Raw genomic sequence first — 24684 nt, 5'->3', positions numbered from 1 at the left:
GATGATTGATATTCATTCACATATTGTTTTCGATGTTGACGATGGACCTAAAAATAGAGCTGAGAGCAAGGCTCTCTTAGAGGAAGCTTACGCACAAGGTGTTCGAACCATTGTTTCCACCTCTCATCGCAGAAAAGGAATGTTTGAAACACCAGAAGACAAAATTGCAGCTAATTTTAGCGAAGTTAAACAGTTGGCTCAAGAAATCGCACCGGATTTGAAGATCGTGTACGGAGCTGAGATTTATTTTTCAAGTGATGTTTTAGAGAAACTTGAACAAAACATCATCCCAAAACTCAATGGCACTCGTTATGCCTTGATTGAGTTTAGCATGAATACACCCTACAGAGATATTCATAGCGCCTTGACCAAAGTTCTCATGTTAGGGATTACACCTGTGGTTGCTCATATTGAGCGCTATCACACCTTGGAAAACGATGAGAAAAAAGTAAGAGAACTCATCAATATGGGCTGCTATATGCAGATTAATAGTTCGAGCGTCTTAAAGCCACGGCTTTTCGGAGATACCTACAAGTTTATGAAAAAGCGTGCTAAGTATTTCTTGGACAAGGACTTAGTCCATGTAGTAGCTAGCGATATGCACAATTTGGATAATCGCCCACCGTATATGAGAGAAGCTTATGAACTCATCGCTAAAAAATACGGAGCAGGAAAAGCTCGTGAACTTTTTGAAACAAACCCGTCAAACATTATAAATGACCAAATAATTTAGGAGAAATGATGAAAGAACAAGAAAAATTTGAAATTGATGTATTTCAATTGGTAAAAGTGCTATGGAAACGAAAATTCCTCATTGTCTTAGCTGCACTAGTAGCAGGTCTAGCAGCTTTTGCATATAGCTCATTTGTGATCCAGCCACAGTATACTAGTACCACTCGTATCTACGTAGTCAATCGTAACCAAGCAGATAAGCCTGGTTTGACCAACCAAGACTTGCAGGCAGGTTCATACTTGGTAAAAGACTACCGTGAGATCATTCTTTCTCAGGATGTTCTTGAAAAAGTGGTGGCTGATCAAAACTTGACTATGGATGCCAAAACTCTTGGAAGAAAAGTTTCAGTAACAGTACCTGCAGATACGCGTATCGTATCAATCTCAGTTCGAGATGGGAAACCTGAGGAAGCGAGTCGTATCGCCAATGCACTTAGAGAAGTAGCTGCTCAGAAAATCATTTCTGTAACAAGAGTGTCGGATGTAACCACACTTGAGGAAGCAAGACCAGCGACATCGCCATCTTCACCAAACATTCGTCGAAATACAATGATGGCCACTATAGCAGGTGTAGGATTCGTCACGGTTATCGTGCTTTTAGTTGAATTGTTGGATGATCGAGTGAAGCGTCCAGAAGATATCGAAGAAGTGATGCACATCTCACTTTTAGGTGTTATTCCAAATCTTGAGAAATTAAAGTAAAGAGGGAAATATGGCAAAGTTAGAATTATCAGAACAACGATTACACTCTGTAAAAAAAGCTGAGGAGTATTATAACGCACTACGGACCAATATCCAGTTGAGTGGAGATGGTCTCAAAGTGATTGCTCTTTCTTCAGTTAGACCTGGAGAAGGGAAGTCGACTACTTCAACCAACATAGCTTGGGCATTCGCACGTGCAGGCTATAAGACACTCCTTATCGATGCCGATATTCGTAATTCGGTCATGTCAGGTGTCTTTAAATCTAGAGAAAAAATTACAGGTTTGACAGACTACTTATCAGGAACCAAAGATTTATCTCATGGTTTGTGTGAAACAAACGTAGAAAACTTGTTTGTCATTCAATCAGGAGCTGTTTCACCAAACCCGACTGCTCTTCTTCAAAGTGACAAATTTGAAGCAATGATTGAGACCTTACGCAAATACTTTGACTATATCATTGTGGATACAGCCCCTATCGGTGTTGTCATTGATGCGGCTATTATCGTACAAAAATGTGATGCCTCTATCCTGGTGACTGAAGCTTCTGCAACAAAACGGAGAGAAGTTCAAAAAGCTAAAGACCAGTTAGAACAAACAGGAACACCATTCTTAGGAGTTATTCTGAATAAATTTAATATTCAGCTTGAAAAATATGGTTCTTACGGATCATATGGGAACTATGGTTCCTATGGGAAAAAATAAGAAAAAGTAAATATTAAAAAGAAGATTATATGAAAAGTAGGTGAAGTTTAAGTGGAGATTAGTGAAGTCTTATACAAAAGTTTTAAGCAACTTGCAGACTTTTTTATTGGATTGGTTGGAACTGTTGTATTAGCCTTTCCAGCTTCCTTGATTATTTTCATCATATATAAAGCAAAAGGATATAAGGGTAGCATTTTCTTTACTCAGTATCGAGTAGGTTTGAATGGGAAAAAATTTAAAATTATTAAGTTTCGTTCAATGGTTGAAAATGCTGAAGAAATTCTCTTGGCCAATAAAGAGCTACATCAAAAATATATTGACAATAGCTACAAATTGCCTCCTAACGAAGATCCACGCTTAACGATTATTGGGAATTTCATTAGAAAAACGAGTATTGATGAATTTCCTCAGTTTATAAATGTTTTGCGAGGGGAGATGAGCTTTATAGGACCTAGGCCGATCCTTGAAAAGGAGTTAGAAGAATATTCCGAAGAGGAACAGAAACTTTTGCTTTCAGTAAAGCCAGGGATAACAGGTATGTGGCAAGTTTCTGGGAGAAGTGAAGTCTATTATCCTGAACGTTGTGAGATGGAATTATACTATCCTAGAAATCAATCTTTCAAATTGGATGTAAAGATATTTTTATTAACCATTAAGCAAGTTTTGCTAGGAAAAGGGGCTCATTAAAGAACAGATATGTTTTTTAGGATTTTATAATCTGTTGATGAGTTCGAAATGAAAATGATACGAAATCAAATACTGGTAGTCATGTTTTAGAATTTGGAAAGGGTGTTTTACCATTTTAAAATGGTGAAATATGCTTCCAGAGTTATATGATCTGAGTAGTCTAATAGAGGCATGGCAAAAGAGTCAACTAGTTTCTTAGGTGAACTCTGTGAAACTAGGATGCTAGTGTTTGGTTTCTTTTTTAGCGCAAACAGTTCAATCTAAATGAGGGGGGTTAAAATGACAAAGAATTATAAAATTATCGTGGCAACACACAAGCAATTTACCATGCCTGCTGATACTGATCTTTACCTACCTATCCATGTTGGTAGTGAAGGAAAAGAAAAGTTAGGATACCAATGTGATAATGAAGGAGACAATATTTCAAGTTTGAACCCCTATTATTGCGAATTAACTGGACTTTATTGGGCGTGGAAAAATTTAGAATGTGACTATCTTGGTTTGGTACACTATCGTCGCTATTTCACGGCGAAACGTCACTCATATAGTGAAACGATTGATATGAATGATATTATCCTGTCTAAAGCAGAACTGCAAGATTTGTTGGCGGAAAGTGATGTAATCGTTCCAAAAAAACGGAAATACTACATTGAAACGCTATACTCACACTATGCACATACGCACGATGCTAATCATTTAGACGTAACATGCCAGATTGTTAGCGAGTTGAGACCGGACTATATCGATGCTTTTGATCAGGTCATGAAACAACGCAGTGGCTATATGTTCAATATGTTTATCATGTCCAAAGAAAATGTAGCAGCCTATTGTGAATGGTTGTTCCCGATTATTGATGAGCTCTATAAGAGATTGGATATTACAGACTATTCTGCTTTTGATGCTAGATTGTTTGGTCGTATCAGTGAACGCTTGTTCAATGTTTGGTTGGCAAAACAAGATTTGCGGGTAAAAGAGATACCGTTTATCTATATGGAGAAAATTGACTTGATTCAAAAAGGAAAATCCTTCTTACAAGCAAAATTCTTCGGGAAAAAATATGGACAGAGTTTTTAGATAGGGATAAAAGAATAAGGATGAAATTAGTAGTAAAAATAAAATCTTTGCCAGAGCTCTTGGCTCTTGTTGCTTTAGGAATATTTTTAACGGTTTCGATATTAAATGTAACTTTTTATGCTCGATATCTGCCTGGAACAGTTTATAAATTAGCGATAGCTTTTTCAATCTTTCTTTTGCTCCTAAAAGAGTCTTTTAAGAGAAAATATGATTATAGAGCACTCATTGGATTATTTGCAACAATTTTAATTTATCTTATCGTAGGGAAAATGACAGCTCTCAGTTCAGAACTTTCTGTAACTATATTATTTATTTATGCTTTACGAGATGTCCCCTTCAAGAAGGTAGCGCAAACTTCTTTAGTCGTTAGTATGTTCTTGTTGTTGTTTGTTATCATCAGCGCAAAATTAGGAATCATAACGAATTATATAGAAGTTTCTGGCTCTCGAGTACGAACTTATCTAGGGTTTCGTTACGCATTATTCCCATCTATTTTGCTGATGAATATAGTCGCTATTGTGTTTTATTTAAAGCAAAATAAAATCCAATATTGGCAATGGCTGCTGTTAGCTCTATCAGTTTATTGGGTATATGATCAAACGGATTCTCGTTTAACATTTTATAGTTCCTGTGTACTTTTGGCATGCAGTTTGCTAATAAAGTGGTTTCCAGAACTATTCTCTAAACTAGGACATGTGTTTAAGGTTTTTAAACTGACCTTTATCGTAAATGCAATTATTAGTTTTTGGGTCTCTGTTATCTATCTCAATTCAAGTCATTCTCTTATCAATGACCTTCTTTTTAAAGTAAACCGTATGTTAGGTGGTCGCATATACTTGGCAAACAAATCTTTAAATCTGTATGGTTTTGGATTCCTTGGACGACCGGTTGAATGGTACGGTAACGGTCTGACTATTGAGGGAATCAGAAACTATCAGACCTATCTGTATGTGGACAATTTGTATGTCCAAGTTTTACAAAAATTTGGCTTACTCATCCTGGGATTGATGCTCTCAGTCCTAACTTTGACTTTGTCTAAAGTTATTAAAAGTCGTCAATGGGTTCTTGCTTTTATTTTGATAATGATGAGTTTTCATTCCATGATTGATGATTTGAATTTCTATCTTCATTACAATATTTTTTGGATTTTGGTAGGCGCTTTAATCTACCCGGATTATCAGTTTTCTGATGAAGGCGATGAACAGTTGAAATAACATTCATTTGAAAAAACGTATAGTGAAATGGTAAGAAGTATTTAACAAGAACTTAAAAGAGCATAGACTGGGAAGACGGTTTTATTTCGATTTATATAGGAGGAAAGTATGTCGAATATCAAAATCATTCAAGATAAGATTTTATCTATTTTGAAAGAGTTTATTAATATTTGCGAAGAAAATAACCTAACCTACTATGCTCTAGGTGGAACCTTGCTAGGAGCGGTACGTCATAATGGTTTCATACCTTGGGATGATGACATCGATATCGGTATGCCGAGAGAGGATTACGAAAAGTTTAAAAAAATAGCTTCAAATGTCTTGCCAGAAAACTACAAGTTTTTAAGCGAAGATACATTAAACTATAAAAAGGCTTTCTCTGTGATTCGAGATGATTCTACAAAAATCATCATGAATTATAGTAAAGAAGAATTGGTAGAAAGTTTGTGGATAGACATTTTCCCGCTAGATGGTATGCCCTCTAATGCTTTAAAGAAAAAAATTCATTCTTTGAGATACTTGTACGCAAGGATGATGGTTCAACTCTCGCAATTCAATAGTTTGGTGAATCAGAAAAAAGAAAATCGACCATTCATTGAAAAGATAATTATTGCTTTTGCGAATGCTGTTAATATTGAGAAGATTATTTCCTTTACCTGGGCACAGAAAAAATATTTACAAACGATAAAAAAATATTCGTTTGATGAAGCTTACGCAGGAAATTTTACGGGAGCTTACAAATTAAGAGAGATAGTACCGAGTGATTACTTTGGAGAACCAGTCCTATTACAGTTTGAAGATCTTAAACTTTGTTGTCCTTGCAAATACAAAGAATATCTAACAGCCATTTACGGAGCGGATTATATGCAATTGCCACCAGAAGATAAAAGGGCTCTTCACCACTACGAGATTATATCACTTGGTGAAAATGAAGGGGAAGTGTAGTTTAAAGATGAAAAAAATCGCTTTAGTGAAATGGAGTATTGATAGAACAGATGGAGGACTGAAAGTAGCAACCAGCCTTGCAAATGAGTTATCAACTATGTATGAAGTTCATCTTCTCTCGATGATTTCTACAGAAAACAATTTCTTCTCGCTGAAACAATCGGTTCGATATCAAAATTTATCATCAAAGAAAATATCAATGAGTAAAAATTTTCTCGAAGCGGTCAAGTTATTGAGAAACTATCTGAAAGAAGAGAACATTGATATTGTTTTTGGAATCGGAATGAGTATGAATACAGTTGGTGTAGCAAGCACAATTGGTTTGAGAACAAAATTTGTTTCCTGCGACCATACAAATTCTATAGTAGATATTGATACTAAAGTTAAGAAGATACAAAGGTATATTGGAGCGAAATTTGCTGATAAACTCGTGACACTTACTCAAGAAGACCGTAAAAATTATATAAAAAAATACGGTGTTTCTGATGAAAGAATTTGCTACATCTATAATTGGAAAGAGGCTGCTCTTTCAGAAGTGTCCTATAATAAAAAATCAACTAAAATCGTGACGGTTGGCCGTTTTGACTATCAAAAAGGATATGATTATCTTGTTCAAGTCGCGAAAAAAGTGTTAGCGAAAAGGTCTGACTGGATTTGGGAAATCTACGGTTCCGGCAATCAAGATGAAGTGGACAAAATCAGAAATTTAATCAACGAAAATGATTTACAGGATAAGTTAGTCATAAAAGGACTCGAAAAAAATCAGGATTTGATTTATGGAGATAAAGGGATTTATGTCATGACTTCTCGCTATGAAGGTCTACCTCTAGTTCTGCTGGAAGCACAACAATACAATCTTCCTATAGTTAGCTTTAGTTGTCCGACAGGACCGAACGAAATTGTTGAAGATGGAGTTAATGGCTATCTGGTTGAGTGCTATGATACGGACAAGTTGAGCCAAAAATTGCTTGAACTGATGGGAGATGAAGTTTTGAGACAGTCTTTCTCAGAACACGCAAAAGAAAATATGGATAAATTCGATAAAGATAAAATTCTCAAGCAGTGGATTGAACTAATTGAGACGATTTAGGAGATAAGATGAAGGATTGTTTGTTAACAATTGTAATGCCTAGTTATAATATTCAGGACTACGTTTCAAAAGGGCTGGAGTCTTTCCAACAAGTGCAATCAGATTATAAAAATAAATTTGAAGTACTGGTTGTTAACGATGGAAGTACAGACGATACTGCTAAAGTAGCAGAAGAAATATTAGCCCAAGATTCGTTGCTGGATGGCCGTGTAATTACAAAAGAAAACGGTGGTCATGGTTCAACTATCAATCGCGGTATTCAAGAAGCAAAGGGAAAATTTTTTAAAGTAATTGATGGGGATGACTGGGTTATTCCATCAGAATTTGAAAAGTTTTTAGATACTCTTGAAACTGTTGATGTGGATATGGTGATTACAGACTTTACAGAGCAACATGTCTACAATAATACTACAGTACGAAATGACTTCGTAGACAAGTATGAAATTGGCAAAAAATACATGGGAATTCCGGATGTTCGCATCCCGATGCACTCGGTTACTTATAAGACATCAATCTTGTCGGAAAACAAGATTCGTTTAAGTGAAAAAACATTTTATGTTGATATTCAATACACACTTTTTCCTTTGGAGTATGTTCATAGTTTCAGTTATTGGAATTATGATATTTATCAATACTACATAGGTAGACCAGAGCAAAGTATGAATATCGAGAGTATGAAGCGTAATGTTCGTCACCATTTGACTGTTACAAATTCAGTTCTAGATTATTTTACAAAAATTGAAAGTGACCCCGTTTTAAACCGAGTAGTTTCTGAAACCTTAGTTTATCTCATCAGTTTGCAGGTTGATTTGTCTTGGATGGTTAATGATTCCGAAGCACTCTTGAAAGAACTATATAGCAAAATTGAGAAAAGTGCATATGACTATATTCCTAGGAAAAAGTTTGACAGATTGTCTTATTTGAACTATAAGACCAAGTTTGCAATTGCCTTAATACTTAATCCAATTTTGAAGAAATACTCTAAAAAGAAAGAAAAAGAGAGAGGGGTTTAGGATGTTTATTAGCATCGTTGTTCCGGTATATAACATTGCCGACTATTTGCACTATGCGATAGATAGCCTGCTGAAACAAACCTATCAAAATTTTGAAGTGATCCTCGTCAATGACGGTTCAACAGATGATTCTCCTCGATTGTGTGAAGATTACGCCCGAGAATATGAAAATATCCATGTTTTTCATAAGGAAAATGGAGGCTTATCTGATGCGCGTAACTTTGGAGTTACAAAAGCCAACTCAGATTGGATTTTCTTTTTAGATCCAGATGATTACCTTGAAGACTACACGCTTGAATTAATAGTAAAAATACAAGAAATACATCAAGCAGACTTGATTTCAACAAAGGTCAAAGCAACTTCAAAGTATGATGATTATAGTTCTTATCATCTTAAACAGTCAGACTATGAAAGCTTGAGTGTGGTTACAAAGGAGAAGGCCTTGGAACTAATGTTGGACGACAAAGTTGCAACGGTTTCTGCCTGTGCTAAGCTTTATAAAAAAAGCATATTGGAACGCGTCCCTTTTCCAGTTGGGAAAATCTATGAGGATTTTTATGTTGTAGGAGAACACCTTGCCTTGGCTGAAAGAATCGTGATAAGCCCGCTTGAAACCTACAATTACTATCGTAGAGAAGGAAGTATAGTTCGTTCAACATTTACTGAAAAAAGATATGATTTCTTTAAAGCTGTTGCAAAAAATGAGGAAGTTGTTAAAAGAGAGTACATTCAGAGCCCAGAATTAAAGCAAGCTTTGCAAGCTAAAAAATTATTAGGTGGCTTTGTAGTGATTGGTGCAAAAGCTGACTCAGGCTTAAAAGATTTTTCAAAAGATAAAGAGTTGTTGAAAGTCGAAATGAGTGAGTTGCTAAAAAATAGTAAGCTATCATGGAAAGTAAAACTAAAATACCTTGTTTTTATGTTTAGCCCTAAATTGTATTTGTTGCTACGATAGTATCGTGCATAAAACCAATTTAATTTGCAACAAATATCAAAAAATTGTAGGAAAGAGGAAGTATGATAGAAGCTTTTAGAATAATTGCCCATTATAAGTCTGTTCGGTCACAATTTCTAATTTCACGGATTGATTATAAATAGGACGGATTGACATGAAAGTATTAAAAAACTACGCCTACAATCTTTCTTATCAATTGTTGGTGATTATACTCCCGATTATTACGACTCCCTATGTGACACGGGTCTTTTCTTCGGATGATTTAGGAACTTATGGTTATTTTAATTCCATTGTCACCTACTTTATTCTATTAGCGACACTAGGAGTTGCTAACTATGGAACAAAGGTCATTTCAGGGCATCGCAAGGAAATCGAAAAAAACTTTTGGGGAATCTACTCCCTGCAATTAGGTGCAACACTTCTTTCTCTAACCTTGTATGGCCTTCTTTGTATGGCTCTTCCCTTTATGCAAAATCCGGTAGCCTACATTCTAGGCTTGAGTTTAGTTTCTAAAGGTTTAGACATCTCTTGGCTCTTTCAAGGGTTGGAGGATTTTCGAAAGATTACTGTTCGAAACATCACGGTTAAAATCGTTGGGGTTACCTCTATCTTTCTCTTTGTCAAATCTGCAAACGACCTATATCTCTATGTTTTTTTACTAACCATATTTGAGCTTTTGGGGCAACTAAGTATGTGGTTGCCTGCTCGAGAGTTTATCGGTAGTCCTCATTTTGACATAGAATATGCTAGGCATCATTTGAAACCCGTCATCTTATTGTTCCTTCCACAAGTGGCGATTTCCTTGTATGTAACGCTAGATCGTACCATGCTTGGAGCCTTAGCCTCTACAAAGGATGTAGGGATTTATGACCAGGCTCTAAAGTTGGTAAATATCCTTCTGACCCTGGTAACTTCCTTGGGGAGTGTTATGTTGCCACGTGTCGCTCATTTGTTAGCGACAGGTGATCATAAGGCGGTCAATAAGATGCATGAAATGTCCTTCCTCATTTATAATTTAGTCATTTTTCCAATGATGGCAGGGATCTTGATTGTCAATGATGATTTTGTTCAGTTTTTCCTTGGTCAAGATTTTCAGGATGCACGCTATGCAATTGCCATTATGATCTTCCGTATGTTCTTCATCGGTTGGACCAATATTATGGGAATTCAGATATTGATTCCTCATAACCGAAATAAAGAATTCATGATTTCGACTACGGCTCCTGCAATTATCAGTGTAGGATTAAACTTATTATTCCTTCCTAAACTTGGTTATATCGGAGCAGCCATTGTTTCTGTCTTAACAGAGGCGCTAGTGTGGGCGATTCAATTGTACTTTACCCGCAGATACCTAAAAGAAGTTCCTATTATTGGTTCTATGACAAAAATTATTCTAGCATCAGCTATCATGTATGGCATTTTGCTAGGTTCAAAAACAGTAATACATTTTTCGCCAACCCTAAATGTTCTAGTTTTTGCAGTGCTTGGCGGAATCATTTATCTTTTTGCAATTCTATCTCTGAAAGTGGTAGATGTAAAAGAATTAAAACAAATCATTGGGATAAAATAGAATGCATAAAACTCGGAATATTAATTTAGATTTAATAAAAGTGCTTGCATGTATTGGAGTTGTTCTACTTCATACAACGATGGTTGGATTTAAAGAAACAGGTTCTTGGAATCTTTTGGCATATTTATATTATTTAGGTACCTACTCTATTCCCCTATTTTTTATGGTCAATGGTTATTTATTGTTAGGAAAGAAGGAGATAACTTATCCCTACATACTTCAGAAAGTCAAATGGATTTTAACAATAGTATCATTATGGACCATTATCGTTTGGCTTTTTAAAAGAGACTTTACAGTTAATCCAATTAAAAAAATTATAGGTTCTCTGTTACAAAAAGGGTATTTCTCCCAGTTTTGGTTTTTTGGTGCACTAATACTTATCTATTTGTGTTTGCCAATTTTAAGAAAATTTCTAAATTCAAAAAGAAGCTATTTATATATTCTATCTTTCTTTGTCGCTACGGGTTTAATTTTTGAGTTAGTAAATATTATACTTCAAATGCCGTTGCAGTCCTATGTTATACAAACCTTTAGGTTATGGACGTGGTTTTTCTACTACATTTTGGGAGGTTTGATAGCACAATTTGATAAAGAGTTTATAAAAAAATGCTTTAAGAGATGGATGAAAATAGCTTCAGTACTGTTGATGTTAATTTCCCCATTAATTCTATTTTTCTTAGCAAAGACCGTTTACCATAATCTTTTTGCTGAATATTTTTATGATATTTTATTTGTAAAAATTGTCAGTTTAGGAATTTTCCTGACGGTATTAACACTCTCTTTGGAAGAAAACAAAAGTAAATGGATTGTTACACTTTCCAATCAAACAATGGGAGTTTTTATAGTACATACTTACGTTATCAAAGTGTTAGAAAAGTTACTTGGTTTTAGTTATACAGGTGCATATTTGCTTTTTCCAATACTCACTTTGTGTGTAAGTTTAATTGTTGTTAGTTTATTAATGAAAATTCCTTATTTCAATCGAATCGTCAAATTATAAAAAGGAGAATAAAATGTACGACTATCTTATCGTTGGTGCAGGTTTGTCTGGGGCAATCTTTGCACATGAAGCTACAAAACGTGGAAAAAAAGTAAAAGTGATTGACAAACGTGATCACATCGGTGGAAATATCTACTGTGAAAATGTTGAAGACATCAATGTCCACAAGTATGGTGCCCACATTTTCCATACTTCTAACAAAAAAGTGTGGGACTATGTGAACCAGTTTGCTGAATTCAATAACTATATCAACTCACCAGTGGCTAACTACAAGGGCAGCCTCTACAATCTTCCTTTCAACATGAATACCTTCTACGCTATGTGGGGAACTAAGACACCACAAGAAGTCAAGGATAAGATTGCAGAGCAAACAGCTGATATGAAAGATGTTGAGCCTAAAAACCTTGAAGAACAAGCCATCAAGTTGATTGGTCCGGATATCTATGAAAAATTGATCAAGGGCTATACAGAAAAGCAATGGGGACGTTCTGCAACAGACCTTCCTCCATTTATCATCAAGCGTCTTCCGGTGCGTTTGACCTTTGATAACAACTACTTTAACGACCGTTACCAAGGGATTCCAATCGGTGGCTACAACGTCATCATCGAAAACATGTTAGGCGATGTAGAAGTAGAACTTGGGGTTGATTTCTTTGCTAATCGTGAAGAGCTAGAAAGCTCAGCGGAAAAAGTTGTCTTTACAGGGATGATTGACCAGTACTTTGATTACAAACATGGGGAGTTAGAATACCGCAGCCTTCGATTCGAGCACGAAGTCTTGGATGAGGAAAACCATCAAGGGAATGCTGTGGTCAACTATACAGAACGTGAGATTCCTTATACTCGTATCATCGAGCACAAGCATTTCGAGTATGGTACTCAACCGAAGACGGTTATCACTCGTGAGTACCCTGCTGATTGGAAACGTGGAGACGAACCATATTACCCAATCAACGATGAAAAGAACAACGCTATGTTTGCCAAGTATCAAGAAGAAGCAACCAAAAATGACAAGGTTATCTTCTGTGGCCGCCTGGCAGACTATAAATACTACGACATGCATGTGGTCATTGAACGTGCTCTTGAGGTAGTAGAGAAAGAATTTTCATAAAAAGAAGCTAGTTTCTAGCTTCTTTTTTCTTTTTTAGGAAGATAAAAATGAACGATAATATCATGCAAAAAGGGGAGCGTATAGCCTAGTGTATTTTGATATCACCCCTTGCCTTGAAAATGAATAGGAAAATAATTGCAAATGGATATATCGGTTTTGGAAAAGATAGGGATTTTCATAGCCATTTTTCAGCTTTTCTGACATTTTTACACTGTTTTTCATAGAAAAAATAAAAAAGAGGGACTTGTAATGGAATATTAAAATAAATTTAATGAAAAACCTTCGATAAAATCACAAAAAATTAGGCACGAATCGGATTTTTGTGATATAATATTCTGTGAATAGCTATGCCTTCTTGTAGCTGTTAAAAAATCAAAGTGTGAAACTTGGAAGATAGAGAGGACGCAATGTAATGACTAGAAATGGTTTCTTTACAGGCTTAGATATTGGGACAAGCTCAATTAAAGTGTTAGTTGCTGAGCTTGTAGATGGTGAAGTAAATGTAATCGGTGTTAGTAACGCCAAAAGTAAAGGTGTCAAGGATGGGATTATCGTTGACATCGAAGCCGCAGCAACGGCTATCAAATCTGCTATTTCTCAAGCAGAAGAAAAAGCAGGAATTTCAATCAAATCAGTAAATGTTGGACTTCCAGCAAACTTGTTGCAAGTGGAACCAACTCAAGGAATGATTCCTGTAACATCAGATACAAAAGAAATTACAGATCAAGATGTTGAGAATGTTGTCAAGTCAGCTTTGACTAAGAGCATGACACCTGATCGTGAAGTGATTACGTTTGTGCCAGAAGAATTTGTAGTAGATGGTTTCCAAGGTATTCGTGACCCTCGTGGTATGATGGGTGTTCGTTTGGAAATGCGTGGGCTTCTCTATACAGGTCCAAGAACCATTCTTCACAACCTTCGTAAAACTGTAGAACGTGTTGGAGTTCAAGTCGATAACGTGATTATTTCACCACTTGCAATTGTAAACTCTGTTCTTAACGAAGGCGAACGTGAGTTTGGAGCGACTGTTATTGATATGGGTGGTGGCCAAACAAGTGTTGCTACTATCCGTAATCAAGAGCTACAATACACAAATGTTTACCAAGAAGGTGGCGATTACGTCACTAAAGACATTTCAAAAGTTCTTAAAACTTCTAAGAAGATTGCAGAAGGTTTGAAACTTAACTACGGTGAAGCTTATCCGCAACTTGCAAGCAAAGAAACTTTCCAAGTTGAAGTGATTGGTGAAGTAGAACCTGTTGAAGTTACAGAAGAATACTTGGCTCAAATTATTTCAGCTAGATTGAAACACATCTTTGAACAAATCAAACAAGATTTGGAAAGAAGACATTTGTTGGACTTGCCAGGTGGTATTGCTCTGATTGGTGGGAATGCTATTCTACCAGGAATCGTTGAGCTTGCCCAAGAAGTACTTGGAGTTCGTGTGAAACTTTACGTTCCAAACCAAGTAGGTATCCGTAATCCTGCATTTGCTCATGTGATTAGTTTGTCAGAATTTGCTGGAAGTCTTACAGAAGTGAATGTTTTGGCTCAAAGAGCTATCAGAGGAGATCAAGTTCTACGTCAACAACCAATTGATTTCAGAACTTCAAATCAGGAAAAACCTGCAGCTTCTCAACGTTCTGTGTTTGGTACAACTTCAACTGAATCAGCAGAACCAACTTATACTGCTGAATCAGCAACTCCAAATCAATCAGAAGAAAAACCAAAATTGACTGAACGATTCCGTAGCTTAATCGGAAGCATGTTTGATGAATAGGATAGAGGAATAAAATATGACATTTTCATTTGATACAGCAGCAGCACAAGGTGCAGTAATTAAAGTAATTGGTGTCGGTGGTGGCGGTGGAAACGCCATTAACCGCATGGTTGACGAAGGCGTTTCAGGTGTTGAGTTCATCGCAGCCAACACAGATGTACAAGCCTTGAGCAGTACAAAAGCTGAAACAGTTATCCAACTTGGTCCAAAATTAACTCGCGGACTTGGTGCTGGAGGACAGCCTGAAGTTGGTCGTAAGGCTGCTGAAGAAAGCGAAGAAGCGATTACTGAAGCTATCAGTGGTGCAGATATGGTCTTCATCACTGCTGGTATGGGTGGTGGTTCTGGTACAGGTGCTGCACCAGTTATCGCTCGTATCGCTAAAGGTTTAGGTGCTTTGACTGTCGGTGTTGTGACACGTCCATTCGGTTTCGAAGGAAGCAAACGTGGTCAATTCGCAGTCCAAGGGATCAATGAACTTCGTGAACATGTTGATACTCTCTTGATTATCTCAAACAACAACTTATTAGAAATTGTTGACAAGAAAACTCCACTTCTTGAAGCTTTGTCTGAAGCAGATAATGTTCTTCGTCAAGGTGTTCAAGGGATTACAGATTTGATTACAAATCCTGGTTTGATCAACTTGGACTTCGCAGACGTGAAGACAGTAATGGCAAACAAAGGAAATGCCCTTATGGGTATCGGTATCGGTAGCGGAGAAGAGCGTGTTATCGAAGCAGCTCGTAAAGCTATCTACTCACCACTTCTTGAAACAACTATTGATGGAGCAGAAGATGTTATCGTTAACGTAACTGGTGGTTTGGATATGACTTTGATTGAAGCAGAAGAAGCTTCTGAAATCGTCAATCAAGCTGCTGGACATGGCGTAAATATCTGGCTCGGTACTTCTATTGATGAATCAATGAAAGATGAAATCCGTGTGACTGTTGTTGCAACTGGAGTTCGTCAAGATGCAGTCGAAAAAGTTGTAGCGCCACAACCAAGACAAGCGTCATTCCGTGAACCAGTAAAATCTGGACATACACACACTTATGACCGTCATTTTGATTTGGCAGAAACAGCTGAACTTCCAACTCCTTCCCAACGTCACACTGAAGCGCCTAAAGCATCAGCTTTTGGTGACTGGGACTTGAGACGTGATTCAATTGTTCGTCAAGGTGAATCAGTCGTATCTCCAGTTGAACGTTTCGAAGCACCAGCTTCTGACGAAGATGAGTTGGAAACACCACCATTCTTTAAAAACCGTTAATAGAGATGGATTTAAAAGAAAATACAAATCAGGTATTTCAACAGGTTACAAAAGCAATTCAAGAAACCGGCCGTGAAGACGGTTCGGTTTCTGTAATTGCCGTAACAAAATATGTTGATATTGCAACTGCAGCAAATTTGATTGACCAAGGAGTCAAAAACATCGGTGAAAACCGTGTTGATAAATTTCTTGAAAAGTATCATGCTTTAAGTGATAAAGATGTTACTTGGCACTTGATTGGTAGCTTGCAAAGAAGAAAAGTCAAGGATATCATTCCTTATGTTGATTATTTTCACGCTTTAGATTCTTTGAAATTAGCCCAAGAGATTCAAAAACGTGCCGATCGAACAGTTAAATGTTTTTTGCAGGTCAATATTTCTGGAGAGGAAAGCAAGCATGGTTTTTCAAAAGAAGAACTATTGACAGTCTTGCCAGACTTGTCTAGCTTGGATAACATAGAGTATGTTGGTCTCATGACCATGGCTCCCTTTGAGGCCCAAACAGAAGAGTTGCAAAAAATCTTTAAAGAAACGCAAGAGTTGCAACAATACATTCGTGAACAACAATTCCCCAATATGCCAATGACAGAACTAAGTATGGGAATGAGTCGTGACTACAAAGAAGCGATTCAATGTGGCTCGACTTTTGTTCGAATTGGTACAGCATTTTTTAAATAGGAAATAATCATGTCATTAAAAGATAAATTTGATAAATTTATAGATTACTTTACAGAAGATGGAGATGAAGTTGCTTCAGAAGTTGTAGCTGCACAACCTGAACGTTCACTAGCTTCGGTCCCTCAAAAAAGAGAATTGCCACAGCAAGCTGCTGCTCAAGAATCTTCTTCAGTCGAAGCAAAAGAGAAAAATATTACAAAACTTCATGCGCGTCAGCAACAACTAGCAATTGAAAGCCATCGCTCTACTGAAAAAGTAACCATCGATGTTCGTTATCCACGCCGTTACGAAGATGCAACAGATATTGTTGATTTGTTGGCTGGAAATGAAAGTATCTTGATTGACTTCCAATATATGACAGAAGTTCAAGCTCGTCGTTGTTTGGATTACTTGGATGGAGCACGTCATGTCCTTGCTGGTGAGTTAAGAAAAGTAGCGAACACAATGTATCTTTTGACACCTGTTGGTGTTGTGGTAAACATTGAAGATATTCGTTTGCCAGAAGAAGCTCAAAGCGAAGAGTACGATTTTGACATGAAGAGAAATAGAGTACGTTAATGTTTCTAATAATTCGTTTTATCCAAAATGCTACAGATATCTATTCACTGATACTTGTAGCTTTTGCTCTATTATCATGGTTTCCAAATGCCTATGACACCCAGTTGGGGAAATTTTTAGAGACTTTGTGTAAACCAATTCTTGAACCTCTAAAACGTCTACCTCTTCAAATCGCAGGTTTGGATTTCTCTGTTTGGATTGCCCTAATTCTCTTACGCATGATTAGCCGCTATCTCATCAATTTGCTGGTCGTATTATGAGCAAGGAGCTTTACCAACATTTCGCAACGGAGGATATTCCATTCATCGATAAGGGGTTGGAATGGTTGAGTCAAGTCGAGGAGCACTATGCACCGATTTTATCTCCTTTTATAAATCCTCACCAAGTATTTATCTTGGAAACTTTGGGAAATAATAGAGGGATAAAAGTCTTCTCTAGTACGAGTTATATCTCTTCGGAATACGCTAGGGTTATTTTAGCGCCTGATTACTTCACGCCAAGTTTGGAAGATTTTGAAATGACCTTGCTTGAGATCGTGTATCCCAGCAAGTTTCAGCAACTGACCCATTCAAAGATATTGGGTACAGTTCTCAATCGACTAGGTATTGACCGGAAGTTATTCGGAGACATTCTGGTGACAGAAGATAAAGCCCAAATTATTGTCGATCGAAGATTTACCACTCTTTTCCAGGATGGAATTCAAAAGATTTCCAAGTTGCCTGTAAGTTTAGTAGAACGTCCTTTTTCAGATATAATAGAATCCAAAGATGACTATCAAGAAAAAGAAGTCTTGGTTTCAAGTCTTCGTCTGGATACCTTCTTATCTAGCATATTGAAATTATCTCGTTCCCAAACTTCGGCTTTGGTTGAAAAAAAGTTGGTTCAAGTCAACTATCATATAGTTGAAAAATCGGACTATCCGGTAAAAATTGGTGATTTAATCAGCGTCAGACGCTTTGGTCGAATTATCTTACTCAAAGAAAATGGTCAAACCAAAAAGGATAAGAAAAAATTAACAGTCCAGCTACTATTAAGCAAGTGAGAAAAATATGTCAATTACACCACAAGAAATTAGTGATAAAGCTTTCTCAAGATCATTCAGAGGCTACAATCAGGAAGAAGTTGATTTATTTCTAGATAAGATTTATTTTGAATTAGAGGAATTAATCCGAAACAAAGAGGAAACTGAACTCTACATCAAAAAACTAGAAGAACGTCTTTCCGACTATACGACTGATATTCCTAAGAGAACAGTAACAAACGAGCAAGAACCAGAAGCAATTAATGATTCTATTTTTTATTAAATAAGTGAGGAAAAATATGCCAATTACATCGTTAGAAATTAAGGATAAAACCTTTGGTGTTCAGTTTAGAGGTTTTAACCGTGAAGAAGTTGATGAATTTTTAGATATTGTTGTTCGTGACTATGAAGATTTGGTTCGTAGTAATCATGAAAAAGATCAGCACATTAAAAATTTAGAAGACCGTCTATCTTATTTTGATGAGATTAAGGATTCATTGAGTCAGTCAGTATTGATTGCTCAAGACACAGCTGAACGTGTGAAACAAGCTGCGAATGACCGTTCTAATAACATCATTCAACAGGCTGAGCAAGATGCTCAACGCTTGCTTGATGAAGCAAAATACAAAGCCAATGAAATTTTGCGACAAGCAACAGATAATGCTAAAAAAGTTGCTGTAGAAACTGAAGAGTTGAAGAACAAGAGTCGCGTCTTCCACCAACGTTTGAAATCAACAATCGAAAGTCAGTTGGCTATTGTTGATTCATCAGATTGGGAAGAAATTTTGCGTCCTACTGCAACTTATCTTCAAACGAGCGACGAAGCATTCAAGGAAGTCGTCCAAGAGGTTCTAGGTGAAGATGTATCTTCATATCATGATGAAGAACCAATTGACATGACTCGTCAATTTTCTCCAGAAGAAGTTGCAGAACTTCAAGCGCGTATTGAAGCAGCTAACAAAGAATTGTTAGAGGCTGAACAAGCTGCTGAAGAATCAACTGAAACTGAAGTTGAAGTTCAGCCTGTTACTGAAACACCTGTCGAGCCAGCACATGAGGAAGGACCTCAAGATGATGCTGACACTCAACAAGAATCAGTTCTAATTTTATAAAAATCTCATTAGAGAACAAGAATTTATCAATCACATTTCTAGCGAGTAGGAGATGGTGGAAGTCCTACAATCCCTGTTGGTAAATTTATCCTCTCTTAGTATCAAATCTGAAAATAGTAAGATTTGACGTTGCCCACGTTACGGGAAAAGAGGGAAAGAGACTAGGTCTTTTTCCGAACAAAGGTGGTACCACGATTTTCGTCCTTTTTGCGAGTCGTGGTTTTTATATTGTCAATTTACATTAAAGGAGTACTAATGAAACTTAAAGAAACCCTCAATCTTGGGAAAACAGAATTTCCAATGCGTGCCGGTCTTCCGACCAAAGAGCCAGTTTGGCAAAAGGAATGGGATGAAGCTAAACTTTATCAACGTCGTCAAGAGTTAAATGAAGGAAAACCACATTTCACGCTTCATGATGGCCCTCCGTACGCCAACGGGAACATCCACGTAGGACATGCCATGAACAAGATTTCTAAAGATATCATTGTTCGTTCTAAGTCTATGTCAGGATTTTACGCACCATATATTCCAGGTTGGGATACTCATGGTTTGCCAATTGAGCAAGTTTTGGCTAAACAAGGTGTTAAACGCAAAGAGATGGACCTTGTTGAATACTTGAAACTTTGCCGTGAATACGCTCTGTCTCAAGTAGATAAACAACGCGAAGACTTTAAACGTTTGGGTGTTTCTGGTGACTGGGAAAATCCATATGTAACACTAACTCCTGACTATGAAGCAGCGCAAATCCGTGTCTTCGGTGAAATGGCTAATAAAGGCTATATCTACCGTGGAGCGAAGCCTGTTTACTGGTCATGGTCATCTGAGTCAGCCCTTGCAGAAGCGGAAATTGAATACCATGACTTGGTTTCTACGTCCCTTTACTATGCCAACAAAGTCAAAGATGGCAAAGGTGTTCTAGATACTGATACTTATATCGTCGTTTGGACAACAACTCCATTCACCATCACGGCTTCTCGTGGTTTGACTGTTGGTGCGGATATTGATTACGTCTTGGTGCAACCAGCTGGCGAATCTCGTAAGTTTGTGGTTGCTTCAGAATTGTTGAACAGTTTGTCTGAGAAATTCGGTTGGTCTGATGTTCAGGTTTTAGCTACTTACCGTGGTTCAGAATTGAACCAAATTGTGACAGAGCACCCATGGGATACAGCAGTAGATGAACTCGTTATCCTTGGTGACCACGTTACAACTGATTCTGGTACTGGTATCGTCCATACAGCTCCTGGTTTTGGTGAGGATGACTACAATGTCGGTGTTGCCAATGGGCTTGAAGTTGCTGTGACTGTTAACGAACGCGGCATCATGATGGCCAATGCTGGTGCAGAGTTCGAAGGTCAATTCTACGACAAGGTTGTGCCAACGGTTATTGAAAAACTTGGTGATTTACTTCTTGCTCAAGAAGAAATCTCTCACTCTTACCCATTTGACTGGCGTACGAAAAAACCAATTATCTGGCGTGCAGTGCCTCAATGGTTTGCTTCTGTATCTAAATTCCGCCAAGAAATCTTGGACGAAATTGAAAAAGTGAAGTTCCACTCAGAGTGGGGTAAGGTCCGTCTTTACAACATGATCCGTGACCGTGGTGATTGGGTTATCTCTCGTCAACGTGCTTGGGGAGTTCCTCTTCCAATCTTCTACGCAGAAGATGGAACACCAATCATGACAGCTGAAACCATCGAGCATGTAGCTCAAGTCTTTGAAGAACATGGTTCCATCATCTGGTGGGAACGTGATGCCAAAGACCTCTTGCCAGAAGGATTTACCCATCCAGGTTCACCAAATGGCGAGTTCAAGAAAGAAACGGACATCATGGACGTTTGGTTTGACTCAGGTTCATCATGGAATGGTGTCGTGGTTAATCGCCCTGAACTTAAATATCCAGCAGACCTTTACCTAGAAGGTTCTGACCAGTACCGTGGTTGGTTCAACTCATCTCTCATCACATCTGTTGCCAACCATGGCGTAGCACCTTACAAGCAAATCTTGTCACAAGGTTTTGCTTTGGATGGTAAAGGTGAGAAGATGTCTAAATCTCTTGGAAATACCATTGCTCCAAGCGATGTTGAAAAACAATTTGGTGCGGAAATCTTGCGTCTCTGGGTAACAAGTGTTGATTCAAGCAACGACGTACGTATCTCTATGGATATCTTGAGTCAAGTTTCTGAAACATACCGTAAGATCCGTAACACCCTTCGTTTCTTGATTGCTAATACTTCTGATTTTAACCCAGCTGAGGATGCAGTAGCTTACGAAGAACTTCGTTCTGTTGATAAGTACATGACTATCCGCTTTAACCAACTTGTTAAGACTATTCGTGACGCTTATGCAAACTTCGAATTCTTGACAATCTATAAAGCCCTAGTGAACTTTATCAACGTTGATTTGTCTGCTTTCTACCTTGACTTTGCCAAAGATGTTGTTTACATTGAAGGGGCTAAGTCACTTGAACGCCGTCAAATGCAAACAGTCTTCTATGATATTCTTGTGAAAATTACCAAACTCTTGACACCAATTCTTCCTCACACTGCTGAAGAAATCTGGTCATATCTCGAGTTTGAAACAGAAGACTTTGTTCAATTGTCAGAATTACCTGAAGCTCAAACATTTGCTAATCAAGAGGAAATCTTGGACACATGGGCAGCCTTCATGGACTTCCGTGGACAAGCTCAAAAAGCCTTGGAAGAAGCTCGTAATGAAAAAGTGATTGGTAAATCACTTGAATCTCACTTGACAGTTTATCCAAATGAAGTGGTGAAAACTCTTCTTGGAGCTGTTGATAGCAATGTAGCCCAACTCTTGATCGTCTCTAAATTGACAATCGCTGAAGGTCCAGCTCCAGAAGGTGCAGTTAACTTTGAAGATGTAGCCTTCACGGTTGAGCGTGCGGCTGGTGAAGTTTGTGATCGTTGCCGTCGTATCGATCCAAGTACAGCAGAACGTAGCTATAATGCAACCATCTGTGATCACTGTGCAAGCATCGTTGAAGAAAACTTTGCGGATGCAGTAGCAGAAGGATTTGAAGCTAAATAGTCTAACAAAAATACAGGGTCTTCCTGTATTTTTTTTAAAAAATAAAAACTTTAATAAAAATATGGTATAATAAACCTTATTAAAATAAAAGGAGATATTTATGAAGACAAAAACACTAGCACAAGTAGATGGCTTTATTGGTATTATTGCAGGGGCAATTTTAGCTTTCTTACCAATTTTTATGGTATTTCTTGCAGCCATTTCTGAAGACGAAGATGTTGCAGGGCTAATTTTGGGCATTATTTTCATTGTTTTTTCTTTAGTGAAAATTGCAACCCTCATTCTTGGAATCCTCTCACTTGTCTACTATAAGGATGACAATCGTATTTCACTAGCACCATCGATTCTATTTATCGTTGGTTCCGTAGTTGCCTTGATTCCTTTCCTTGGATGGATTGGTGGAATTGTTCTTGTGATTGGTGGAGCTTTGTACCTAGCAAGCTTGAAACAATTTAGAATTGAAGAATAAATTATTTTTTAGGGAAGAGTCCATGAGCTCTTCTCTTTTTCGTTGATTTTAACTAGCTTTTTTGTGAAAAATTGTGTAAAATAGAATAGATAAACGAGGGCAACCTCGAAAAATAAAAGGAGAATCCAACTAATGGTAAAATTGGTTTTCGCTCGCCACGGTGAGTCTGAATGGAACAAAGCTAACCTTTTCACAGGATGGGCTGACGTAGATCTTTCTGAAAAAGGTACTCAACAAGCTATCGATGCTGGTAAATTGATCAAAGAAGCTGGTATTGAATTTGACCAAGCATACACTTCAGTATTGAAACGTGCGATCAAAACAACTAACTTGGCTCTTGAAGCATCTGACCAACTTTGGGTTCCAGTTGAAAAATCATGGCGCTTGAACGAACGTCACTACGGTGGTTTGACTGGTAAAAACAAAGCTGAAGCTGCTGAACAATTTGGTGATGAGCAAGTTCACATCTGGCGTCGTTCATACGATGTATTGCCTCCAGCAATGGATCGTGATGATGAGCACTCAGCACACACAGACCGTCGTTACGCATCACTTGATGACTCAGTAATTCCAGATGCTGAAAACTTGAAAGTGACTTTGGAACGCGCTCTTCCATTCTGGGAAGATAAAATCGCTCCAGCACTTAAAGATGGTAAAAACGTATTCGTAGGTGCACACGGTAACTCAATCCGCGCCCTTGTGAAACACATCAAACAATTGTCAGACGACGAAATCATGGATGTGGAAATCCCTAACTTCCCACCATTGGTATTCGAATTTGACGAAAAATTGAACGTAGTTTCTGAATACTATCTTGGTAAATAATGTAAAATAGAGTCTAGGATTATTCCTAGGCTTTTTTTATTTTGAAAATAGGAAAATGCAGAGTGCAATTTAACTTGTCAAAGACAAGGATTCTTGTTATAATAGATAGGATGGAGGCGCTATGGCACTTAAAAAAGCAAGTTTAGCCTGTGCGGTTTGTGGTTCAAGAAACTACTCAATTAAAATTAGTGGGAATCCAAAACCGACTCGCTTAGAAGTAAATAAATTTTGTAAACATTGTGGTAAATACACAACACATCGAGAAACGAGATAGGAGATAAGAATGGGTTTTATTAAAGATATCTTTACACTTCTTAAAGATACAACTTGGCCAACTCGAAAACAAAGTTGGGTAGATTTCAAATCTATCATGGAATACACTGCCTTCTTTGTTGTCATCATTTATATTTTTGATCAGTTAATCGTTAGCGGATTAATCCGATTCATTAACATTTTTTAAGATAGTATAAATAGGCTGAAAGAAGTTTACCATTAAGAAAGGAAAAAAGATGGATAGTTTTGATAAAGGATGGTTTGTCCTACAAACATATTCTGGTTATGAAAATAAAGTAAAAGAAAATCTCTTGCAACGTGCACAAACATACAATATGTTGGATAATATCCTACGCGTGGAAATTCCAACTCAAACTGTGCAAGTTGAAAAAAATGGGAAGAAAAAAGAAGTTGAAGAAAATCGCTTCCCAGGATATGTCCTTGTAGAAATGGTTATGACTGATGAAGCTTGGTTTGTAGTTCGTAACACACCAAACGTTACGGGATTTGTCGGCTCACACGGGAACAGATCTAAACCAACTCCGCTTTTGGAACAAGAAATCAGAGATATCTTGGTATCAATGGGACAAACGGTTCAAGAATTCGATATCAATGTTGAAGTTGGTCAAACAGTTCGAATCATTGATGGTGCCTTTGCTGATTACACAGGAAAAATTACTGAAATTGATAATAACAAAGTGAAAATGATTATTTCAATGTTTGGTAATGATACAGTAGCAGAAGTAAACTTGAATCAAATTGCTGAATTGTAATATCAGTTACTCATCTACTTGTGTACCTTGAATCTTGTCAACTAATTTTAAAAAAACTAGTTGACAAGATTCTAAAAGTAGG

The 24684-nt window shown here is 37.3% G+C and carries 27 protein-coding genes, 1 pseudogene and 1 other annotated feature; all 28 genes and pseudogenes read left to right on the top strand.

Translation table 11 applies throughout. The annotated features are described in order from the left end of the window. Position 1 precedes the first annotated feature (1 nt). The 28 genes and pseudogenes from cps4B to nusG all read left to right on the top strand — a co-directional run bounded on the left by cps4B (position 2) and on the right by nusG (position 24602). A complete protein-coding gene (gene cps4B / locus AB2B47_RS02920; RefSeq protein ID WP_320693589.1) occupies positions 2-733 on the top strand; it encodes a capsular polysaccharide biosynthesis protein Cps4B in 732 nt (243 codons plus the stop codon). An 8-nt stretch (positions 734-741) separates the two neighbouring features. Beyond that, positions 742-1434: a CspC family polysaccharide chain length determinant protein gene (locus AB2B47_RS02915; protein ID WP_024056817.1), complete on the top strand. Its 693-nt coding sequence runs from the start codon at positions 742-744 to the stop codon at positions 1432-1434. 10 nt (positions 1435-1444) lie between these two features. Further along, positions 1445-2137: a tyrosine-protein kinase gene (locus AB2B47_RS02910; RefSeq protein WP_006149526.1), complete on the top strand. Its 693-nt coding sequence runs from the start codon at positions 1445-1447 to the stop codon at positions 2135-2137. Between the two features lie 51 nt (positions 2138-2188). Continuing rightward, entirely contained in the window at positions 2189-2824 is a 636-nt protein-coding gene (locus AB2B47_RS02905; RefSeq protein ID WP_320693588.1) for a sugar transferase, read from the top strand. A gap of 279 nt (positions 2825-3103) precedes the next feature. Next, the gene (locus tag AB2B47_RS02900) at positions 3104-3898 is read left to right on the top strand and encodes a DUF4422 domain-containing protein (protein ID WP_320693587.1); all 795 of its coding nucleotides are present in this window, start codon (positions 3104-3106) and stop codon (positions 3896-3898) included. Between the two features lie 20 nt (positions 3899-3918). After that, entirely contained in the window at positions 3919-5112 is a 1194-nt protein-coding gene (locus tag AB2B47_RS02895; RefSeq protein WP_320693586.1) for a polymerase, read from the top strand. Positions 5113-5220: 108 nt separating this feature from the next. Beyond that, positions 5221-6057 carry a LicD family protein gene (locus AB2B47_RS02890; protein ID WP_320693585.1) on the top strand — a complete coding sequence of 279 codons (837 nt, stop codon included), beginning with the start codon at positions 5221-5223 and terminating at the stop codon, positions 6055-6057. Between the two features lie 7 nt (positions 6058-6064). Next, a complete protein-coding gene (locus AB2B47_RS02885; protein WP_320693584.1) occupies positions 6065-7147 on the top strand; it encodes a glycosyltransferase family 4 protein in 1083 nt (360 codons plus the stop codon). An 8-nt stretch (positions 7148-7155) separates the two neighbouring features. Then, entirely contained in the window at positions 7156-8160 is a 1005-nt protein-coding gene (locus AB2B47_RS02880) for a glycosyltransferase family 2 protein (protein WP_320693583.1), read from the top strand. 1 nt (position 8161) lies between these two features. After that, entirely contained in the window at positions 8162-9115 is a 954-nt protein-coding gene (locus AB2B47_RS02875) for a glycosyltransferase family 2 protein (RefSeq protein WP_254724920.1), read from the top strand. A 154-nt stretch (positions 9116-9269) separates the two neighbouring features. Next, entirely contained in the window at positions 9270-10685 is a 1416-nt protein-coding gene (locus tag AB2B47_RS02870; protein WP_320693582.1) for a flippase, read from the top strand. A 1-nt stretch (position 10686) separates the two neighbouring features. Next, positions 10687-11685, top strand: coding sequence for an acyltransferase (locus AB2B47_RS02865; RefSeq protein ID WP_320693581.1), 999 nt, complete (start codon positions 10687-10689; stop codon positions 11683-11685). A gap of 13 nt (positions 11686-11698) precedes the next feature. Then, positions 11699-12796 (top strand): UDP-galactopyranose mutase, encoded by a 1098-nt coding sequence (gene glf / locus AB2B47_RS02860; RefSeq protein WP_254724922.1) that lies wholly within the window; start codon positions 11699-11701, stop codon positions 12794-12796. Between the two features lie 412 nt (positions 12797-13208). Further along, a pseudogene (gene ftsA / locus AB2B47_RS02855) lies at positions 13209-14400 on the top strand (cell division protein FtsA); the annotation flags it as partial. After that, positions 14391-14576 (top strand): cell division protein FtsA C-terminal domain-containing protein, encoded by a 186-nt coding sequence (locus AB2B47_RS08630; RefSeq protein ID WP_414170563.1) that lies wholly within the window; start codon positions 14391-14393, stop codon positions 14574-14576. The pseudogene ftsA and the gene AB2B47_RS08630, both read left to right, overlap by 10 nt. Before the next feature lie 16 nt (positions 14577-14592). After that, on the top strand, positions 14593-15846 hold the full coding sequence (gene ftsZ / locus AB2B47_RS02850) for a cell division protein FtsZ (RefSeq protein ID WP_006149538.1): 1254 nt from the start codon (positions 14593-14595) through the stop codon (positions 15844-15846). 5 nt (positions 15847-15851) lie between these two features. Then, entirely contained in the window at positions 15852-16523 is a 672-nt protein-coding gene (locus tag AB2B47_RS02845) for a YggS family pyridoxal phosphate-dependent enzyme (RefSeq protein ID WP_320693580.1), read from the top strand. Positions 16524-16532: 9 nt separating this feature from the next. Next, positions 16533-17081, top strand: a complete 549-nt coding sequence (locus tag AB2B47_RS02840; RefSeq protein ID WP_254731009.1) for a cell division protein SepF — start codon at positions 16533-16535, stop codon at positions 17079-17081. After that, entirely contained in the window at positions 17081-17341 is a 261-nt protein-coding gene (locus AB2B47_RS02835) for a YggT family protein (RefSeq protein ID WP_314944723.1), read from the top strand. Before AB2B47_RS02840 ends, AB2B47_RS02835 begins: the two co-directional genes overlap by 1 nt. After that, the gene (locus AB2B47_RS02830; protein ID WP_320693579.1) at positions 17338-18123 is read left to right on the top strand and encodes a YlmH family RNA-binding protein; all 786 of its coding nucleotides are present in this window, start codon (positions 17338-17340) and stop codon (positions 18121-18123) included. Before AB2B47_RS02835 ends, AB2B47_RS02830 begins: the two co-directional genes overlap by 4 nt. Positions 18124-18130: 7 nt before the next feature. Then, on the top strand, positions 18131-18385 hold the full coding sequence (locus tag AB2B47_RS02825; protein ID WP_006152946.1) for a DivIVA domain-containing protein: 255 nt from the start codon (positions 18131-18133) through the stop codon (positions 18383-18385). Between the two features lie 16 nt (positions 18386-18401). After that, a complete protein-coding gene (locus AB2B47_RS02820; protein ID WP_320693578.1) occupies positions 18402-19214 on the top strand; it encodes a DivIVA domain-containing protein in 813 nt (270 codons plus the stop codon). Beyond that, positions 19212-19423 (top strand) — a binding site (T-box leader). It overlaps the preceding gene by 3 nt. A 46-nt stretch (positions 19424-19469) precedes the next feature. Further along, positions 19470-22262, top strand: coding sequence for an isoleucine--tRNA ligase (gene ileS / locus AB2B47_RS02815; protein ID WP_320693577.1), 2793 nt, complete (start codon positions 19470-19472; stop codon positions 22260-22262). Positions 22263-22362: 100 nt separating this feature from the next. Then, a complete protein-coding gene (locus AB2B47_RS02810) occupies positions 22363-22731 on the top strand; it encodes a hypothetical protein (protein ID WP_006152785.1) in 369 nt (122 codons plus the stop codon). Between the two features lie 132 nt (positions 22732-22863). Then, complete coding sequence (locus AB2B47_RS02805) at positions 22864-23556, top strand: phosphoglycerate mutase (protein ID WP_000240128.1); 693 nt, start codon at positions 22864-22866, stop codon at positions 23554-23556. Between the two features lie 121 nt (positions 23557-23677). Continuing rightward, on the top strand, positions 23678-23830 hold the full coding sequence (rpmG, locus tag AB2B47_RS02800; RefSeq protein WP_001809375.1) for a 50S ribosomal protein L33: 153 nt from the start codon (positions 23678-23680) through the stop codon (positions 23828-23830). A 9-nt stretch (positions 23831-23839) separates the two neighbouring features. Then, on the top strand, positions 23840-24016 hold the full coding sequence (secE, locus tag AB2B47_RS02795; RefSeq protein ID WP_004254104.1) for a preprotein translocase subunit SecE: 177 nt from the start codon (positions 23840-23842) through the stop codon (positions 24014-24016). A gap of 49 nt (positions 24017-24065) precedes the next feature. Further along, entirely contained in the window at positions 24066-24602 is a 537-nt protein-coding gene (gene nusG / locus AB2B47_RS02790; protein WP_004254102.1) for a transcription termination/antitermination protein NusG, read from the top strand. Positions 24603-24684: the final 82 nt, after the last annotated feature.

Source organism: Streptococcus wuxiensis (assembly GCF_040888245.1).
GTDB classification, from domain to species: Bacteria; Bacillota; Bacilli; order Lactobacillales; family Streptococcaceae; genus Streptococcus; species Streptococcus wuxiensis.
The sequence above is the reverse complement of the archived record's forward strand: the minus strand, read 5'-3'. Positions and strand labels throughout refer to the sequence as shown.

What these genes read in the sequence shown, in the direction of transcription:
- cps4B (WP_320693589.1), top strand. Translation starts at nt 2, where the DNA reads ATGATTGATATTCATTCACATATTGTTTTCGATGTTGACGATGGACCT.
- AB2B47_RS02915 (WP_024056817.1), top strand. Translation starts at nt 742, where the DNA reads ATGAAAGAACAAGAAAAATTTGAAATTGATGTATTTCAATTGGTAAAA.
- AB2B47_RS02910 (WP_006149526.1), top strand. Translation starts at nt 1,445, where the DNA reads ATGGCAAAGTTAGAATTATCAGAACAACGATTACACTCTGTAAAAAAA.
- AB2B47_RS02900 (WP_320693587.1), top strand. Translation starts at nt 3,104, where the DNA reads ATGACAAAGAATTATAAAATTATCGTGGCAACACACAAGCAATTTACC.
- AB2B47_RS02895 (WP_320693586.1), top strand. Translation starts at nt 3,919, where the DNA reads ATGAAATTAGTAGTAAAAATAAAATCTTTGCCAGAGCTCTTGGCTCTT.
- AB2B47_RS02890 (WP_320693585.1), top strand. Translation starts at nt 5,221, where the DNA reads ATGTCGAATATCAAAATCATTCAAGATAAGATTTTATCTATTTTGAAA.
- AB2B47_RS02885 (WP_320693584.1), top strand. Translation starts at nt 6,065, where the DNA reads ATGAAAAAAATCGCTTTAGTGAAATGGAGTATTGATAGAACAGATGGA.
- AB2B47_RS02880 (WP_320693583.1), top strand. Translation starts at nt 7,156, where the DNA reads ATGAAGGATTGTTTGTTAACAATTGTAATGCCTAGTTATAATATTCAG.
- AB2B47_RS02875 (WP_254724920.1), top strand. Translation starts at nt 8,162, where the DNA reads ATGTTTATTAGCATCGTTGTTCCGGTATATAACATTGCCGACTATTTG.
- AB2B47_RS02870 (WP_320693582.1), top strand. Translation starts at nt 9,270, where the DNA reads ATGAAAGTATTAAAAAACTACGCCTACAATCTTTCTTATCAATTGTTG.
- AB2B47_RS02865 (WP_320693581.1), top strand. Translation starts at nt 10,687, where the DNA reads ATGCATAAAACTCGGAATATTAATTTAGATTTAATAAAAGTGCTTGCA.
- glf (WP_254724922.1), top strand. Translation starts at nt 11,699, where the DNA reads ATGTACGACTATCTTATCGTTGGTGCAGGTTTGTCTGGGGCAATCTTT.
- ftsZ (WP_006149538.1), top strand. Translation starts at nt 14,593, where the DNA reads ATGACATTTTCATTTGATACAGCAGCAGCACAAGGTGCAGTAATTAAA.
- AB2B47_RS02845 (WP_320693580.1), top strand. Translation starts at nt 15,852, where the DNA reads ATGGATTTAAAAGAAAATACAAATCAGGTATTTCAACAGGTTACAAAA.
- AB2B47_RS02840 (WP_254731009.1), top strand. Translation starts at nt 16,533, where the DNA reads ATGTCATTAAAAGATAAATTTGATAAATTTATAGATTACTTTACAGAA.
- AB2B47_RS02835 (WP_314944723.1), top strand. Translation starts at nt 17,081, where the DNA reads ATGTTTCTAATAATTCGTTTTATCCAAAATGCTACAGATATCTATTCA.
- AB2B47_RS02830 (WP_320693579.1), top strand. Translation starts at nt 17,338, where the DNA reads ATGAGCAAGGAGCTTTACCAACATTTCGCAACGGAGGATATTCCATTC.
- AB2B47_RS02825 (WP_006152946.1), top strand. Translation starts at nt 18,131, where the DNA reads ATGTCAATTACACCACAAGAAATTAGTGATAAAGCTTTCTCAAGATCA.
- AB2B47_RS02820 (WP_320693578.1), top strand. Translation starts at nt 18,402, where the DNA reads ATGCCAATTACATCGTTAGAAATTAAGGATAAAACCTTTGGTGTTCAG.
- ileS (WP_320693577.1), top strand. Translation starts at nt 19,470, where the DNA reads ATGAAACTTAAAGAAACCCTCAATCTTGGGAAAACAGAATTTCCAATG.
- AB2B47_RS02810 (WP_006152785.1), top strand. Translation starts at nt 22,363, where the DNA reads ATGAAGACAAAAACACTAGCACAAGTAGATGGCTTTATTGGTATTATT.
- AB2B47_RS02805 (WP_000240128.1), top strand. Translation starts at nt 22,864, where the DNA reads ATGGTAAAATTGGTTTTCGCTCGCCACGGTGAGTCTGAATGGAACAAA.
- rpmG (WP_001809375.1), top strand. Translation starts at nt 23,678, where the DNA reads ATGGCACTTAAAAAAGCAAGTTTAGCCTGTGCGGTTTGTGGTTCAAGA.
- secE (WP_004254104.1), top strand. Translation starts at nt 23,840, where the DNA reads ATGGGTTTTATTAAAGATATCTTTACACTTCTTAAAGATACAACTTGG.
- nusG (WP_004254102.1), top strand. Translation starts at nt 24,066, where the DNA reads ATGGATAGTTTTGATAAAGGATGGTTTGTCCTACAAACATATTCTGGT.